General features: G+C 40.3%; 15 protein-coding genes, 1 tRNA gene and 1 pseudogene. 11 read left to right on the top strand and 6 right to left on the bottom strand.

Annotated elements, in window-relative coordinates:
• Positions 1-97: 97 nt before the first annotated feature.
• The 5 genes and pseudogenes from PVK62_RS07145 (at position 98) to cobA (ending at position 7,026) form a co-directional block, all read left to right on the top strand.
• Positions 98-1,980: pseudogene (locus PVK62_RS07145) on the top strand (methyl-accepting chemotaxis protein).
• A 289-nt stretch (positions 1,981-2,269) separates the two neighbouring features.
• Positions 2,270-4,831 carry a nitrite reductase large subunit NirB gene (gene nirB, locus PVK62_RS07140; RefSeq protein ID WP_274443727.1) on the top strand — a complete coding sequence of 854 codons (2,562 nt, stop codon included), beginning with the start codon at positions 2,270-2,272 and terminating at the stop codon, positions 4,829-4,831.
• Between the two features lie 17 nt (positions 4,832-4,848).
• Positions 4,849-5,178: a nitrite reductase small subunit NirD gene (nirD, locus tag PVK62_RS07135; RefSeq protein WP_274443726.1), complete on the top strand. Its 330-nt coding sequence runs from the start codon at positions 4,849-4,851 to the stop codon at positions 5,176-5,178.
• Positions 5,179-5,293: 115 nt separating this feature from the next.
• Positions 5,294-6,112 (top strand): formate/nitrite transporter family protein, encoded by an 819-nt coding sequence (locus PVK62_RS07130; RefSeq protein WP_274443725.1) that lies wholly within the window; start codon positions 5,294-5,296, stop codon positions 6,110-6,112.
• Positions 6,113-6,240: 128 nt separating this feature from the next.
• The gene (gene cobA / locus PVK62_RS07125) at positions 6,241-7,026 is read left to right on the top strand and encodes a uroporphyrinogen-III C-methyltransferase (RefSeq protein WP_274443724.1); all 786 of its coding nucleotides are present in this window, start codon (positions 6,241-6,243) and stop codon (positions 7,024-7,026) included.
• A gap of 84 nt (positions 7,027-7,110) precedes the next feature.
• On the opposite strand, the gene kdsA is transcribed toward cobA, so the two are convergent.
• Genes kdsA through hemA form a run of 6 tightly spaced genes read right to left on the bottom strand, consistent with a single transcriptional unit; the run spans position 7,111 to position 12,428 of the window.
• Positions 7,111-7,965, bottom strand: a complete 855-nt coding sequence (gene kdsA / locus PVK62_RS07120; protein ID WP_274449354.1) for a 3-deoxy-8-phosphooctulonate synthase — start codon at positions 7,963-7,965, stop codon at positions 7,111-7,113.
• An 11-nt stretch (positions 7,966-7,976) separates the two neighbouring features.
• Positions 7,977-8,789, bottom strand: coding sequence for a SirB1 family protein (locus tag PVK62_RS07115; protein WP_274443723.1), 813 nt, complete (start codon positions 8,787-8,789; stop codon positions 7,977-7,979).
• 2 nt (positions 8,790-8,791) lie between these two features.
• Positions 8,792-9,175 (bottom strand): SirB2 family protein, encoded by a 384-nt coding sequence (locus PVK62_RS07110; RefSeq protein WP_274443722.1) that lies wholly within the window; start codon positions 9,173-9,175, stop codon positions 8,792-8,794.
• A gap of 3 nt (positions 9,176-9,178) precedes the next feature.
• Positions 9,179-10,045, bottom strand: a complete 867-nt coding sequence (prmC, locus tag PVK62_RS07105; RefSeq protein WP_274443721.1) for a peptide chain release factor N(5)-glutamine methyltransferase — start codon at positions 10,043-10,045, stop codon at positions 9,179-9,181.
• Entirely contained in the window at positions 10,045-11,133 is a 1,089-nt protein-coding gene (gene prfA / locus PVK62_RS07100) for a peptide chain release factor 1 (RefSeq protein ID WP_274443720.1), read from the bottom strand. The genes prmC and prfA overlap by 1 nt, the downstream gene beginning before the upstream one ends.
• Positions 11,134-11,171: 38 nt before the next feature.
• On the bottom strand, positions 11,172-12,428 hold the full coding sequence (hemA, locus tag PVK62_RS07095) for a glutamyl-tRNA reductase (RefSeq protein WP_274443719.1): 1,257 nt from the start codon (positions 12,426-12,428) through the stop codon (positions 11,172-11,174).
• Between the two features lie 261 nt (positions 12,429-12,689).
• Here hemA and lolB point away from each other — a divergent pair, with 261 nt between their 5' ends.
• The 6 genes from lolB (at position 12,690) to PVK62_RS07065 (ending at position 17,335) form a co-directional block, all read left to right on the top strand.
• Positions 12,690-13,223, top strand: a complete 534-nt coding sequence (lolB, locus tag PVK62_RS07090; protein ID WP_274443718.1) for a lipoprotein insertase outer membrane protein LolB — start codon at positions 12,690-12,692, stop codon at positions 13,221-13,223.
• Positions 13,220-14,086, top strand: coding sequence for a 4-(cytidine 5'-diphospho)-2-C-methyl-D-erythritol kinase (gene ispE / locus PVK62_RS07085; protein WP_274443717.1), 867 nt, complete (start codon positions 13,220-13,222; stop codon positions 14,084-14,086). Before lolB ends, ispE begins: the two co-directional genes overlap by 4 nt.
• A gap of 38 nt (positions 14,087-14,124) precedes the next feature.
• Entirely contained in the window at positions 14,125-15,072 is a 948-nt protein-coding gene (locus PVK62_RS07080; RefSeq protein WP_122036154.1) for a ribose-phosphate pyrophosphokinase, read from the top strand.
• A gap of 179 nt (positions 15,073-15,251) precedes the next feature.
• A complete protein-coding gene (gene pth, locus PVK62_RS07075) occupies positions 15,252-15,842 on the top strand; it encodes an aminoacyl-tRNA hydrolase (RefSeq protein ID WP_045101508.1) in 591 nt (196 codons plus the stop codon).
• Positions 15,843-15,861: 19 nt separating this feature from the next.
• Complete coding sequence (gene ychF, locus PVK62_RS07070) at positions 15,862-16,953, top strand: redox-regulated ATPase YchF (RefSeq protein WP_274443716.1); 1,092 nt, start codon at positions 15,862-15,864, stop codon at positions 16,951-16,953.
• A gap of 305 nt (positions 16,954-17,258) precedes the next feature.
• A tRNA-Met gene (locus PVK62_RS07065) sits at positions 17,259-17,335 on the top strand.
• The last annotated feature ends 149 nt before the right edge of the window (positions 17,336-17,484 follow it).

The raw sequence follows: 17,484 nt of genomic DNA, 5'->3' as shown, positions 1-17,484 counted from the left end.
GTTCTGTATGGACTTCCCGATAACAGATTAGGCCTTATAAAAAATTAATCGTCGGCTCTATTTTTAGCAAAATTAACCCATGGATTTAGGTAGTATAATGAAACTAAAACATAAACTAATAGGTGCAAGTGTACTCGCTGTTGTTGTGACTGCATTTGCATTAACTTGGCTTGCTTCAAATCAGTTATTCGAACAAACTCGCAACGGAGTATACTCCCGAGCAGAAAGTGTTACTTCAGCAGCAACCACGGGGATCTCAAATTGGATTTCAATTAAAGCTGAAATCGCACATGCCACTAATGACTACACTCAAACTGAAGACATTGTTTCATTTCTACAGTTAAGTCGTAAAGCAGGTGGATTCGATGATATTTACTTTGGCACCCCAACGGGAGAGATGCATCGCTCTCACCCTGAACGTAATCGTGCTGATTATGATCCCCGTCAACGCCCTTGGTATCAAGAAGCCCAACGCGAAAATAAACAAATCATCACCTCTTCTTACCAAGATGCTATCACTCAATCTCTTCTAGTTACCATCGCTGAACCAGTGTATAAAAATGGCACTTTCCTTGGTATAATTGGTGCAGACGTACTAATCGACCAATTAATCGATGATGTGATTAGCTTAGATGCAGGTAAAGATACTATCACCATGCTGATCGACAGCGATGGGACTTTCTTAGCTCACCCCAATAAATCATTAATTAAAAAAGAGGTGGTACGTTACTTTTCTGATATGACTCCACAGAGTATTCAAGAGTCAATCAACAAAAATACTATCGAATTTGCTGAAATTAATGGCGACAGTAAGTTCGTGTATTTTGCACAAGTACCAAATACCCAGTGGACATTTGCGGTTGAAATGACCCAAGCAACTGAAGAAGCAGGTCATTCAGCCCTTCTTCGTGAAATCATTTTATTAAGCCTCATATTAACCATTATTGTTGCCATCGGCGTAACAATAATGGTTAATATTTTATTTAAAGATCTAACCCGTGTTTCAGACGCATTAGCAGAAATCTCATCGGGTGAAGGAGACTTAACACAACGCTTAGAACCACACAGTGATGATGAAGTCGGTCAGCTTGCTATTAACTTCAATACATTTATTGGCAATATGCATTCAATGGTTTGCCGTTTACGTAATATTTCAGTAACGCTAGCACATCAAGCGAATTCTACTGCCGAAGGTGCTGAGGAACGCAATGTACGTATCCAGCACCAAATGGATGAAATCAATATGGTTGCCACTGCGATTAATGAAATGGCTGCGGCAACGCAAGAAATTGCAGGCAATGCTGATAATACCGCTCAAACCGCAGAAGAAACAGTTACGGCATCAAATCATGGTGCTAAGCAAGTAAGCCAAAGCCAACACTCGATTGATAATCTTGCCAAAGAAGTTGAAACAGCAACTGGGGTTATTGAAGATCTTCACCACAATGCTCAAAATATCAATACGATTCTTTCTACTATTCAAAATATTGCCGAACAAACAAACTTACTCGCACTAAATGCTGCCATTGAAGCAGCTCGAGCAGGCGAACAAGGCCGTGGTTTTGCAGTGGTCGCTGATGAAGTTCGAATCTTGAGTCAGCGTACTCATGCATCAACTCAAGAAATTCAACAAATGATAGAGACTCTTCAAGGCACCACTCAAAAAGCCGTTGGGATCATGAAAGACAGTCAAATGTTAGCGAACACCAGTGTTGAAGATGCTCAATCTGCATCAGCGAGTTTATTACAAATCACCAACTCAGTTACTCAGTTACTCAGATCAGCGATATGGCAGCTCAAATTGCAGCGGCAGCAGAAGAGCAATCATCAGTAACTGAAGAGATAACTCGAAATACTGAAGCCGTTCGTGATGTATCAAATGAATTAACAGAAGAAACAAAGCAATCGGTTATTCAAGCGGCAGAATTATCTGAACTATCGAGTGAATTAAAACAAGAAATCGAACGCTTTAAACTATAATTACAACAACATAAATTAAGACAGAATGCGAATGACACATTCTGTCTTTTTTTTTCACAAAGCACTCTTATCTAACACTTAAATTCAAAACACCCCTTCAATTATTGTAATAAAACAACAAGAATAAGCCACGTGCTACAGTCAATATATTGATTTAATAACAAAAAACACCTCAACCTTCTTGCTCGTACCACTTTGGAGTAATTTTATTTCGTAATTGATCCACATCATATCGACATAATCATTCATAATTCATCATATATACATATCAATGATAATAGGAATTCTTATGAGCAAGATGAAGTTAGTCATCATCGGTAATGGCATGGTTGGTCATCGCTATATCGAAGATTTGGTCGATAAAACTGATGTTCAAAATATGGATGTTACGGTATTTTGTGAAGAGCCACGTATCGCTTACGACCGTGTTCACCTTTCTTCATACTTCTCTCACCATACTGCTGATGAACTCTCTCTTGTAAAAGAAGGTTTCTACGAAAAACATGGTATTAATGTATTACTTGGCGAACGAGCTATTAATATCAACCGTGAAAAACAAGTCGTTTATTCAAGCACTGGTCGTGAAATCCACTACGACAAGCTAGTCCTTGCAACTGGCTCTTTTCCATTTGTTCCTCCTATCAAAGGTAACGAAAGTAAAGACTGTTTTGTGTACCGCACGATTGAAGATCTTAAATCTATCGAAGCTACGGCTAAAAATAGTAAAAGTGGTGTTGTAATCGGTGGTGGTCTACTTGGTCTTGAAGCGGCTGGCGCACTTAAAGCATTAGGCGTAACAACACACGTTGTTGAGTTTGCATCGGTATTGATGGCTGAGCAACTCGATCAACAAGGCGGTTTACAACTACGCAATAAAATTGAACGCATGGGTGTTCAAGTTCATACCAGTAAAAATACATTAGAAATTGCACCTGAAGGTAAAGAAGCCCGTAATGTCATGCGTTTTGCTGATGGTACAGAGCTTGAAACTGATTTCATCGTATTTTCAGCAGGCATTCGCCCTCAAGATAAATTAGCTCGTCAAATGGGCTTAGGCGTAGCTCCCCGTGGTGGTATTGAAATCAATAACAACTGCCAAACAACAGATAGTAATGTATACGCGATTGGCGAATGTGCTTCTTGGAATCGTACTTTCTACGGTTTGGTTGCTCCTGGCTATAAAATGGCAACCGTTGCCGTTGATCATTTACTGGGTAACGACAGTACATTTGAAGGCGCAGACATGAGTGCCAAATTGAAACTACTGGGTGTAAAAGTAGGTTCAATTGGTGATGCAAATGGTCGAACTCCTGGCTGTAAGAGCTATGTTTACCAAAATGAAGAACAAGAAGTATATAAACGCATCATTGTTTCTGAAGACGGTAAAAAACTGCTTGGTGCGGTAATGGTTGGCGATACATCTGATTATGGCGATTTATTGCAATTAAAACTTAATGATATTGATCTACCAGAACATCCAGACCTTCTGATCCTTCCTGCACATGCGGGAGCAGAAAAGCCATCATTAGGGGCTGATTCATTACCAGAAACCGCGGTTATTTGTTCATGTTTCGATGTAACCAAGGGCAAAATTGCTCAAGCGGTTGCTGATGGTCATCACACGATGGCTGATATTAAGGCAGTTACTGGAGCGGGTACGGGCTGTGGGGGTTGTATCCCTCTAGTAACTTCCGTCCTTAATGCTGAATTAGCCAAATCGGGTATTGAAGTAAAAAGCGACGTATGTGAGCATTTTTCTTACTCTCGCCAAGAATTATTCCATCTTATCCGTATCGAAGAGATAAAAACCTTCGAAGATTTATTGGAGAAATACGGCAAAGGCTACGGCTGTGAAGTATGTAAACCTCTTGCAGGCTCTATTCTTGCGTCTTGTTGGGGTGAGCACATCCTTAAACCTCAACTAGTTAAACTGCACGATACCAATGATAACTTCCTAGGTAACATGCAAAAAGATGGTACTTACTCTGTTATTCCTCGTATGGCGGGTGGCGAAGTAACGCCTCAAGCATTAAGTGTATTAGCTGACGTTGCGGCTGAATATAATCTTTATACCAAGATTACTGGTGCTCAACGTATCGGTCTATTTGGCGCTCAAAAAGATGACTTACCAGCAATCTGGAAGAAGTTAATCGCAGCAGGTTACGAGACTGGTCAAGCTTACGCAAAAGCACTTCGCATGGCGAAAACCTGTGTTGGTTCGACTTGGTGTCGTTACGGCGTTCAAGATTCTGTTGGCTTAGGCGTAATGATTGAAAACCGTTATAAAGGCATTCGTACCCCTCATAAAATGAAATTTGGTGTTTCTGGCTGTACTCGTGAGTGTGCTGAAGCACAAGGTAAAGACTTAGGCATTATCGCAACAGATGCCGGCTGGAACATGTATGTATGTGGTAACGGTGGTATGAAACCTCGTCACGCAGATTTACTGGCAAGCGATTTAGACCAAGAAACTCTTATCAAATACATCGACCGTTTCATGATGTTCTACATTCGTACAGCAGCACCACTACAACGTACGTCTGTATGGATGGACAACCTTGAAGGTGGTGTTGACTATCTACGTAAAGTGATTGTTGATAATAAACTTGGCATTAACGAGCAATTAGAAACAGACGTAGCAAAATTAGTGAATAACTTTGCATGTGAGTGGACAAATACGATTAACGACGAAACTCAACTTAAGCGTTTTGCTCATTTTATTAACGCTGATGAGCGTGATGATAATGTTGTGTTTGTTTCTGATGGCCGTGAACAACACCGCCCAGCAACGTTTACTGAAAAACACCCTGAAGCAAAGGGTGACATCCTACACGTAGCTGCAACTGAATAAGAGCGAGAGAGTTAATTATGACTTCTAAATTCGTAAAAATCTGTCAACTAGAGGACATCATTCCAGGTACTGGTGTTTGTGCTCTTGTCAATGGTGAGCAAGTTGCCGTGTTTCGTCCATCAAAAGGCGAAGACGTACTGGCAATCAGTAATACTGACCCTTACTTCCAAGCAAATGTTTTATCACGTGGTTTAATTGTTGAACATCAAGGTGAGCTTTGGGTTGCTAGTCCTCTAAAGAAACAGCGCTTTAACCTTACTACAGGTGTTTGCATGGAAGATGAGCAATTTAACGTTAAAGCATATAAAACTCGTGTTACTAAAGGTGCCGTAGAAATCTCAGCTTAGTGACTTAGATTAGATTTAATAGCTTAAAGGCTTGCTGTTTCTCAACACTAGAATGAGAACCAGCGAGTCTTTCACTATTCAATTTAAACTTTTAATTTTTTATAAGGACACATTCATGTCTACTACTGACTTTAAACCAGCAGAATTTGTACAAACCATGATTAACGTTGGTGAAGCAAAAGTAAAAACAAGCACTCGAGATCTTCTAATACGAAGCACAATGGCTGGTATTATTTTATCTCTGGCGGTGGTGGTTGCTATTACGACCATTGTTCAAACTGGTGTTGGTATCGTTGGTGCACTTGTCTTCCCTGTTGGTTTTGTTATTTTGAGTGTAATGGGCTATGACCTAGTAACGGGTGTGTTTGGTCTTGCTCCATTGGCAAAATTTGATAACCGTCCTGGTATTACTTGGGGTCGTATTTTCCGCTGCTGGGGGCTTGTTGGTCTAGGTAATCTTATTGGTTCATTAATTGTTGCTTATCTTGTTGCGGTTTCTCTAACGGGTAATTTCTCTCTAGAACTAAATGCGGTAGCGAAAAAGTTTATCGCGGTATCGACAGGTCGTAGCTTAGGCTTTGAAAATATGGGAATGGACGGTTGGATCACGTGTTTTGTCCGCGCTATTTTCTGTAACCTAATGGTATGTCTAGGTGTAATTGGTAACATGACTGCACGCACAGTAGCTGGCCGTGTTGCTATGATGTGGTTCCCTATTTTCATCTTCTTTGCTCTAGTATTTGAACACACCGTTGTAAACATGTTCCTATTCCCACTTGGTATGATGCTAGGTGCTGACTTTACTATTGCGACTTGGTTAAACTTTAATCTAATTCCAACCATTTTAGGTAACCTAGTTGGTGGACTTATCTTTACGTGTGTTCCTTTATACCTAACATACGCGAAAACAGCGCCATCTCTAAGCTCTAACTAAAAACAAATAACGAAGAGTTAGTTATAACTCATTCAAATTAAATCACTCTTAATCAAGTATTAAGGGTGATTTTTTTTATCGACTCTTACATACTAGAGTGAAATAAAAACATAACGCAGGAATCGATTATGCCAAGTATTCAAGCTCAGTCTGAGCAGAAAAAAACAAACGGACTTGTTTCTCTTGTTGGCGCAGGTCCTGGTGATGCAGACCTATTAACAGTCAAAGGCCATCGCCTTATACAGCAAGCTGATGTTGTGGTTTATGACCGTCTTGTTTCTAAAGAAATCTTAGCGCTTGCGAACGATGGTGCTGAAATGATTTATGTGGGCAAAAAGTTAGATTTCCATTTCGTCCCACAAGATAAAATAAACCAAATACTGGTAGATAAAGCACAAGAAGGTAAACACGTTGTCCGCCTTAAAGGTGGCGATTCATTTATTTTTGGTCGTGGTGGCGAAGAGTTAGAAACTCTAGCTGAGAATAGCGTTCAATTTGAAGTGGTGCCTGGCATTACTGCGGCGGCAGGGGCAACCTCTTATGCGGGTATTCCCCTCACCCATCGAGATCACGCACAAAGTGTACAGTTTATTACCGCTCATGTTCAAAAAGATGGCGCTGAGATTGAGTGGGATGCCTTAGTTCGTTCAAACAATACCTTGGTCTTCTATATGGGACTGAAACAATCCCCGCATATCTCAACTCAATTGATTAAACATGGTTTAGCCGCTAATACCCCTTGTGCCATTATTGAACGTGGCACAACACAAAAGCAGAAAGTATTTACAGGAACGATTTCTGAGCTAGCTAACATGGCAGAAAAAGCCATTAGCCCATCGTTAATTGTTGTCGGCAGTGTAACAACACTGCACCACAAACTAGATTGGTTTACCCCTGATTCAAACAATGAATAAGTACATTTCTAAATAAAACATTACATAAAAAAGCCCAAGAAAGTTATCTCTCTTGGGCTTTAGTTTATCTCGCTACTCTCAATATTATTTAATATCGATGTGCTCAAAACCTTTAATTAAATCATCTAGCGCTTTCATTTGTTTCAAGAACGGTTCAAGTTGATCTAATGGTAATGCTGAAGGACCATCACACAGTGCTTTATCTGGGTTTGGATGCGCTTCAATAAATAGACCAGCAATACCTGTTGCTAGGCCAGCCTTTGCAAGTTCTACTGTTTGTGAACGACGACCACCAGACGCTTTACCGCTTGGATCACGGTTCTGTAGAGAATGCGTCACATCAAAGATGATTGGGCTACCATTTGATGCTTTTTTCATTACACCAAAACCAAGCATATCAACCACTAGGTTGTCGTAACCCATGCATGAACCACGTTCACAAAGAATGATGTTTTCGTTACCACACTCTGCAAACTTATCAACGATATTACCCACTTGATCAGGGCTCATGAATTGAGGTTTCTTCACATTAATTACCGCGCCTGTTTTTGCCATTGCCTCAACTAAATCAGTTTGACGAGCAAGAAAAGCAGGTAGTTGAATAACATCCACCACATCAGCCACTGGTTGTGCTTGTGCTTCAGTATGAACATCCGTAATAATCTTAACGCCAAAAGTGTCTTTCAATTCTTGGAAAATTTTCAAACCTTCTTCCATACCAGGACCGCGGTATGAATGTACTGATGAACGGTTTGCTTTATCAAAAGACGCTTTAAATACGTATGGAATGCCTAGACGATCAGTGATCTCAACATATGTTTCACACATACGCATCGCTAGATCACGAGATTCTAATACGTTCATACCAGCAAATAAGGTAAACGGCTTATCATTTGCTACATCGATATTGCCAATTTTTACTGTTTTTTGATTTTGCATTATCTTCACTCTTAATGGAGAACGGTAGGGTGTTGTTCTAGTAACAGTTGGACCTGCTGCTTCATCAGCATCGCTGAGGGATCATTAGGACACTGCTCAATAAAGTACGTTAAATCGTTTTTTGCTGCATCATTACAGTGTAGCTGTTGATAGATTAAACCTCTATCACGGATCTCAAATGGGTCATCAGGAACCATCGTTAATGCGAGATCGCTGCACGTTAAAGCGAAAGAGAATTTCTTTTCTCTAATACACGCGGTTTTAATTACCGCGAGTAAACGCCCGATTAGGGTTGGATTGTCTATTTTCTCTAAGTGGATCGGTAATATTTTCGCTAATGGGCCACCGTAGCCAATAAGCCACGCGGTCATTAAATGCGTATTAATATACTGCCCATCAAAAGGATTTAAATAGAGGTCTTCTTTTCCTTCCCATTCAACTTTTAATACTAACTGTGTCGGAAAATTAATCGCACTCACAGGTAATTTCACGTATTCACACAGGTATAGAAAAATAGCGCCTAACGTTACAGGAATGCCTTTTTTACTTTCAAGTACATGGCTAATAAATGCATTTTCAGAATTAAAATAGGTGTAAATATCACCTTGATAACCCCATTCAACGTAAAAAAGCTGGATCAATCGCTCCAAGCGTTTTTCATCATTAAGCTCATCCGCTAGCACTTGCTCTGCTGCAACGCACATCTCTTGTAACTTAGCAGTAATCTGTTCTCTTTGTGTCTCAGAATCAATCGCTGAATTAAGTGCAAGCGCACCTTCAACAAGACTAAGGTCTTCTAAATTTTCATCAAGCAATTGAAACATAGTTACCCCAAAAATGTCGGTACTTTAGTAGCAGCAATCTTAGCGGCAACCATTAACCACCCTAGCGCACCAAAGAAAGCAAAGGTTTTAAATACTTTATTCTTACCGTTATTCAACGTTACAAAAGCCAAAGCGATGTATACCATCACACACGTCAGCTTCTCTGTTAACCAAGGAGCAGAGCCAGTAAACGGAATAAAACCAGTAATAAAGATAAGAGCAATACCACTGAGTAGCATCGCTGAGTCAACAATGTGTGGCACTCGCTTTAAAAACGCTTTATTACGAAGATCTGAATCAACCATCATTAGTACATAGCGAACAACAAATAATAGTACGCTACAAGCGATCATAAATAGGTGAATATGTTTAACAGCGGTATACATGAATTATCCTTTATTCTCTGTGTTTACTGCCCATTGACCTAAAGTAACTCGGTCATTGCCAGCATAATCTTGTTCTGTTTTGACATTAACAAAGCCATGCGCTTCAAAATAAGTACGTAATTGCTTACCTTGCTCAAAGCCATGCTCCATTAGCAACCAACCATTCTCAACTAAATAAGTACGGCTATGTTCCATAATATGAATTAAGTCGGCAAAGCCTTCTTGCTCTGCAACTAATGCCGTTTGAGGTTCGAACCGTACATCACCTTGAGATAAATGAGGATCATTTCCATCAATATAAGGTGGATTGCTCACAATAATAGAAAACTGTTCATCCGGTTTAATTGGAGTAAACCAACTTCCCTGACGAAATTCAGTATTCATTATATGATTATCTTTGGCATTACTTTGCGCTAATTCAACCGCATCTTGTTGATAATCAACCCCAATAACATGAAGGTTTGGCATTTCAGAAGCAATAGCGAGAGCGATAGCACCAGTCCCGGTTCCTAAATCCAATACTTTTGTTGATGATGCATCAAGATGGTCGAGAGCAATCTCAACAAGGCGTTCTGTATCAGGGCGAGGAATTAGCGTGGTTGGTGATACTTTTAACGGCAGTGACCAAAATTCTCGATAACCTACAATATAAGCAATAGGTTCGCCTGAGAGTCGACGAGAAAGTAATGATTCAAATGCCGTAAGCTCTGCGTCTGTTAGCTCTTTTTCAGGCCAAGTCAGTAGATAACTTCTTGGTTTATCTAAAACATGACACAACAGAACAGACGCATCAACTTGAGGAGAATCGCTCCCCTCAAGTTGCAGCAATTGAATTGAACGCTTTAATAGCGCATCAATAGATTGGCTCATTAGTTATTGTCAGCTAATGCGGCCAATTGATCTGCTTGGTATTCTAATACTACAGGTTCAATCAACGCCGCTAAATCACCTTCTAATACCTCATTTAAACGGTAAATAGTTAGGTTGATACGGTGATCAGAAACACGACCTTGTGGGTAGTTGTAAGTACGAATACGGTCAGAACGATCACCAGAACCTAATAAGTTACGACGTGTATCTGATACCGCTTCTGCACGACGAGCTTGTTCAGCTTGAATAATACGCGCAGCAAGAACTGACATCGCTTTCGCTTTGTTTTTATGCTGTGAACGCTCATCCTGACACTCAACAACAGTCCCTGTTGGTAAGTGAGTAATACGAATTGCTGAATCGGTGGTGTTAACGTGCTGACCACCCGCGCCTGATGCACGGAAAGTATCAATTTTCAGATCGGCCGCTTTAATTTCTGGAAGATCCGCTTCTGGGATCTCAGCCATTACAGCTACAGTACACGCAGATGTATGTACACGACCTTGTGATTCAGTCTCAGGAACACGTTGTACACGGTGGCCGCCTGATTCAAATTTCAATACACCATAAGCGCCATCGCCGCTTACTTTTGCAATCATTTCTTTAAAGCCACCCTGCTCAGAAACATTCGAGCTCATGACTTCGATGCGCCAGCCCTTTTTCTCTGCAAAACGAGAATACATACGGAAAAGGTTACCCGCAAAGATACCCGCTTCATCACCACCCGCACCAGCACGGATCTCTAAGAAACAGTTACGCTCATCATTTGGATCTTTTGGAATAAGCAATACTTGTAATTCATCAGTAAGACGCTCAATCGCAGCTTTTGCTTCTTTAATTTCATCTTGCGCCATTTCACGCATTTCAGCATCGTCTTCTTGCGCCATCTCTTCAGCCGCAACTAAGTCTTCTTGAGCTTGCTCATACGCTTGAAAACACTGTGTCACTTCTTCCAATTGAGAGTATTCACGAGATAAAGCTCGGAATTTATTTTGGTCACCAATAACGCCAGGGTCACCTAATAAATGCTGAACTTCTTCGTAACGCTCAACCAGCGTCTCCAGTTTTACTCGAATTGATGCTTTCATATAATATTTATTCTTTATGTTGGTAGCGAACGCTACACTTAGTTGTCTAGACCAATACTTGAGCGGATCACAGCAAGTTTCTCTGGCTCACCATTTTTGGCAGCCTGCTGCATCGCAAGTGTTGGTGCATGAATGAGTTTATTGGTTAATTTATTACTTAACTCTGCCAATACTTTTTCTACATTTTGGCCAGAAGCTAACGCTTGAATGCTTTTTTGTAATAATTCAGTTCTGATCGCTTCTGAATTATTTCGATATTGGCGAATGCTATTCACGGCTTGACGCGAGCGGATCCACGTCATAAAGCTAGCGCTCTCTTCACTGACGATCGCTTCAGCTTGAATCGCTTCTATTTTTCGTTGCTCAATATTGTGATCAATAATCGACTTAAGATCATCTACCGAATACAAATACGCACCACTCAATTCTGCGACTTCCCCTTCTATATCTCTAGGGACAGCAATATCAACAAATAACATCGGTTGATGCCTACGTTGTTTTAATGCACTTTCAACCATCCCCTTACCAATAATCGGTAATGGGCTGGCGGTAGAACTGATAATGATATCGGCTTTTGGTAGATACTCTGGAATTTCAGGAAGACTAATAACATCCGCATTAAATTGCTCAGCAAGCCCCATTGCTCTCTCGCGTGTTCGGTTTGCAACGATAAGCTGTTTACAACCAGCTGCATCTAAATGCTTAGCGACCAATTCTATCGTTTCTCCTGCGCCTACAAGAAGAACGGTAGAATCTGCAAGAGACTCAAAGATTTGACGAGCCAGAATACACGCGGCATAAGCCACTGAAACGGCATTACCACCAATATTAGTTTCGGTACGAACCCGTTTAGCTACCGAAAAGTCACTTTGAAATAGTTTTTCAACGGTACCTTCAACCGCGTTTCGCTCGCGAGCATCTGAAAACGCTTTTTTTACTTGGCCTAAAATTTGTGGCTCACCTAATACCAACGAATCTAAACCACAAGATACGCGCATAAGATGTTTAACAGCCGCTTGCTCTTCATAAACATAGATACTTGGCATCAATATATCTAAAGAGACGAGGTGAAACTCAGCAAGCCAGTTAATAACGTAACCACTGCTGATCCCAACTTTTACTTCACAGTAAATTTCAGTTCGATTACACGTAGATAAAATTACGCCACTTTGAATTGCATCACTGTTTTTTAATTCGTCTAGTGCCCTAGTTAATTTATCAGGAGAAAAAGCAACTTTCTCGCGCAAATCAACAGAGGCTGACGTATGATTGATTCCAATAACAAGCAATGACATTCGGCAAACTGACCAGTAAAAAAATAACAAGGACGAATTTTACTTGATACGACCGAGTTTTAAAAGGCATCAGGTCATTCTGTCCGAAAATTAGTAGTGAATAAACACTATTTAACGCCAAATGTACGAACAATTTGCTACAATCCTAAAATCTATTTCAGATTAAACATGAGTTTTTCAATAATGTGCCCTTATTTTTTCCGCCTCCCATTTGTGATTCTCATCCTCTCGCTTTTTCTTAGCGCTTGTTCGAGTGTTCCATTGCCCCCACAGCAATCGACTCATTGGGTTAAGCACCAAGCTCAATTAGAAGCAATGACAGAATATAAAGTCACTGGCAAAATTGGCTATCAATCCCCAGAACAACGCCATAGTTTAAATTTCCTATGGACCCAAAAATCAGACAATAGTCAGTTATTACTCACCACATTTTTAGGGCACACCGTTATAAAAGTCACTATAGATAATGGGCATACCCTTGTTGAAACGGGTGATGGTCAAACCTTCGAAGGCAGAGACCCTGGCCGGCTCATGTATGGTCTGACAGGCCTTAACCTTCCTATTGGCTATTTAAATGACTGGATCAAAGGCTTGCCGACCGCAGCAGATAGTTTTCAACTCAACGAACTTAACACCGTTGATCATCTCGCAAAGCAAATTGGTCAAACAAATTGGCACCTACGCTATAATAGCTATATTGAAAAAGACAACATGCTATTACCCAATTCAATGAAGCTCACTCAACAGAACACCACCATTAAAATCATTGCCTCAAATTGGACAGTTTCTCAATGATAAAAACATCGACTCGCTGGCCCTCTCCAGCAAAGCTAAACTTATTTCTCTATATTAATGGTCAACAAGAGAATGGTTATCATGAACTACAAACCCTGTTTCAGTTCATCGATTTATGCGACTACCTTACAATCACTCCAAATCAATCAGGGGAAATAACCTTAGCTCCTGATATCCTCGGAGTAAAAACTGAAGATAATTTAATTTGGAAAGCCGCAACACTTCTCCAACAACATACCCAATCTATGTTCGGTGCTCATATTGAGATTGAAAAGATATTACCAATGGGCGGTGGGATTGGTGGAGGCTCTTCAAATGCAGCAACGGTATTAGTTGCATTAAATTTTCTTTGGCAACTTAATCTTAGTAATGACGAATTAGCTGGTTTAGGTGTAAAACTAGGTGCCGATGTACCTATTTTTGTGCATGGTTTTTCGGCTTTTGCTGAAGGTATCGGGGAGAAATTACAGCCAGTTACTCCTAAAGAACTATGGTACGTATTAATTAAGCCAGAAGTACATATCGCTACGGTTGATGTTTTCACTCATCCTGATTTGATTAGAAATACACCAAAACAGCCACTTAGTGTACTTTTAGACGCCTCTTACGAAAACGATTGCGAAAAAATTGTCAGAAGAGTGTATCCAGAGGTTGATTACCAACTTTCATGGCTGTTAGAATATGCTCCATCAAGATTAACTGGAACTGGCGCATGTGTTTTTGCTGAATTTAACAGTAAAGAAGATGCACAAACCGTTTACTCGTTAATCCCTGATAATGCAACAGGATTTATCACACGAGGTCTCAATACTTCGCCACTCAACCGCCAATTGGAAGAGTATAAATCATTATGCAAAATATAAAATTCTCACAATTTGGACGCAACCCTGAGGTTTCCACCGTGCCTGACATGAAGCTATTTGCTGGTAATGCAACTCCTGAACTAGCGCAACGTATCGCTGATCGACTATACATTTCACTAGGTGACGCTACTGTAGATCGTTTTTCTGACGGCGAAGTAGCTGTTCAAATTAACGAGAACGTACGTGGTAGTGATGTTTTCATCATTCAATCTACGTGTGCTCCTACTAATGACAATATTATGGAATTAGTAGTAATGATCGATGCACTTCGTCGTGCTTCTGCAGGTCGTATTACTGCGGTTATCCCTTATTTTGGTTACGCTCGTCAAGATCGTCGTGTACGTTCTGCTCGTGTACCAATCACAGCTAAAGTTATTGCTGATATGCTTTCAAACGTTGGCGTTGACCGCGTTTTAACTATCGACCTACATGCTGAACAAATTCAAGGTTTCTTCGACGTACCTGTAGACAACATTTTCGGTACTCCTGTACTGCTTGATGATATGCGTACTCGTGGTTTAGAAAACCCTGTTGTTGTATCTCCAGATTTAGGCGGTGTTGTTCGTGCTCGCGCAACAGCTAAAGCATTAGGTGATGTTGATATCGCTATCGTTGATAAGCGTCGTCCACGTGCTAACGTTTCAGAAGTAATGAATCTAATTGGTGATGTTAAAGGTCGTGACTGTGTTATCGTTGATGACATGATTGATACCGGTGGTACACTTTGTAAAGCAGCCGAAGCACTTAAAGAACGTGGTGCTAAACGTGTATTTGCTTACGCAACTCATGCTGTATTCTCTGGTTCTGCTGCAGAAAACATCGCAAACTCAGTATTAGACCAAGTGGTTGTTACTGATTCGATTACTCTATCTAAAGAAATGGCAGCAACAGGCAAAGTCACTGAACTTAGCCTTTCTCGCATGCTGGCTGAAGCGATCCGTCGTATCAGCAATGAAGAGTCTATCTCTGCAATGTTTGATCACTAATCAAACCAAATTCTATATAAAACGCCCTGCTTATGCGGGGCGTTTTTGTATTTGGAATTCTTGTGGTAATATGGCGCGCCTTTTTAATGGCACATACTAATACCATTAATTGTCTTTAGTTCTATTGGTACTAAATAAGTGTATTAATGATATTAGTATCCAAATAGAGAGATAAGTCTTTGAGCAATCAAATCAAACTTCTTGTTGGACTAGCAAACCCTGGTCTTGAATACAAAAGAACTCGTCATAATGCGGGCGCTTGGGTTGTTGAAGAACTCGCTCGTGTACATAATGTATCCTTGCGAGAAGAATCTAAATTCTTCGGTTTAACTGGTCGTATTCAAACAAATGGTCAGGATCTTCGTTTGTTGATCCCAACAACATTTATGAATTTATCTGGTAAAGCTATTGCTGCTGTAGCTAAGTTTTATCAAATAAAGCCAGAAGAGATCCTTGTGGCTCACGATGAGTTAGATCTTCCTCCTGGTGTTGCGAAATTTAAAAAAGGTGGTGGACACGGCGGTCATAATGGCTTGCGTGACACGATTAGTAAATTAGCCAATACGAAAGAATTTTATCGACTTCGTATTGGTATTGGCCATCCAGGTCATAAAGATAAAGTTGCCGGTTTTGTTTTAGGAAAAGCGCCAACCAAAGAGCAAGAGTTAATCGATGCTGCTGTAGATGAATCTACACGCTGTTTAGATATCTTGCTTAAAGATGGATTAAGTAAAGCACAAAATCGTTTACATACATTCAAAGCTGAATAACAAAGATAAGGTTTACATCATGGGTTTTAAATGCGGAATCGTTGGTCTTCCAAACGTTGGTAAATCAACACTGTTTAACGCACTAACTAAAGCAGGAATCGAAGCGGCAAACTTCCCTTTCTGTACAATTGAACCAAACACGGGTGTGGTTCCGGTTCCTGATCTACGTTTAGACGCATTAGCTAAAATCGTAAATCCAGAGCGTATTCTTCCTACAACAATGGAATTTGTTGATATCGCAGGCCTAGTTGCTGGTGCATCTAAAGGTGAAGGTCTAGGTAATAAATTCCTGGCTAACATCCGTGAAACTGATGCTATCGGCCATGTTGTTCGTTGTTTTGAAAATGAGAACATCATTCACGTTGCAGGTAAAATCTCTCCAATTGAAGATATCGAAATCATCAATCTTGAGCTTGCTCTTGCGGATCTAGATTCTTGTGAGCGTGCTATTTTCCGTCAAACGAAGAAAGCAAAAGGCGGAGATCAAGACGCTAAGTTTGAGATCTCTGTTCTTGAAAAACTACTTCCAGTTTTCACTGAAGGTGGAATGGCTCGTACCGTTGAACTTTCAAAAGAAGAAATCGCATCGGTTTCTTACCTTAACTTCCTAACGTTAAAACCAACAATGTATATTGCTAACGTTGCTGAAGATGGTTTTGAAAATAATCCATTCTTAGACATGGTTCGTGAGTACGCAGAAAAAGAAAACAACGTTGTTGTTGCTGTGTGTGCTTCTATTGAATCCGATCTTTCTGAGCTTGACGATGAAGATCGTGAAGAGTTCTTTGCAGATATGGGCATTGAAGAACCAGGTCTAAATCGTGTTATCCGTTCTGGTTATGAATTACTGGCTCTACAAACGTATTTCACCGCTGGTGTTAAAGAAGTACGAGCTTGGACTATCCCTGTAGGTGCAACAGCACCGCAAGCGGCAGGTAAAATCCATACAGACTTTGAAAAAGGCTTTATCCGTGCAGAAGTTGTAGGTTACGACAACTTTATTGAATTTAGTGGCGAGAGCGGCGCTAAAGAAGCAGGTAAATGGCGTCTTGAAGGAAAGGATTACATTGTTAAAGATGGCGATGTAGTACATTTCCGCTTCAACGTATAATAAAAAAGGCCAGCATATTTGCTGGCCTTTTTATTACTTGTCTATAATTCAATCAGTTAAACCCATTATTATTCTACCTCCCCCAATTCACTACATCTTGTTTTCAACTCTTATTCTCATTCTTTTGTTCTAATTCACTCTATTTTGCATATAAAAAGTACGCTTTGATTAAAATCCGTTCGAACAAACAAAGAATTCATATTTTTTTCAAAAAAGTGTTGACGCATAAGCCTCTGGTAAGCATAATGCGCTCCGTCCTCACCGATAAGACGGAAGAGAGACGAGTTAGAAAGAAAAAACAATTTGGCTACTTAGCTCAGCTGGTTAGAGCACATCACTCATAATGATGGGGTCACAGGTTCAAATCCCGTAGTAGCCACCATACAACTTTTAATTGATTTACCAATCGTCGATTAAAATATAGAATAACTACTCTTTGTAGATTAAGTAACGATTGTTCTTAATAATCAAACGGTAGAACGCGGACGTGGCGGAATTGGTAGACGCACCAGATTTAGGTTCTGGCGCCGT

This window comes from Aliivibrio sp. S3MY1, assembly GCF_028765575.1.
Classification (GTDB): domain Bacteria; phylum Pseudomonadota; class Gammaproteobacteria; order Enterobacterales; family Vibrionaceae; genus Aliivibrio.
The sequence above is the reverse complement of the archived record's forward strand: the minus strand, read 5'-3'. Positions and strand labels throughout refer to the sequence as shown.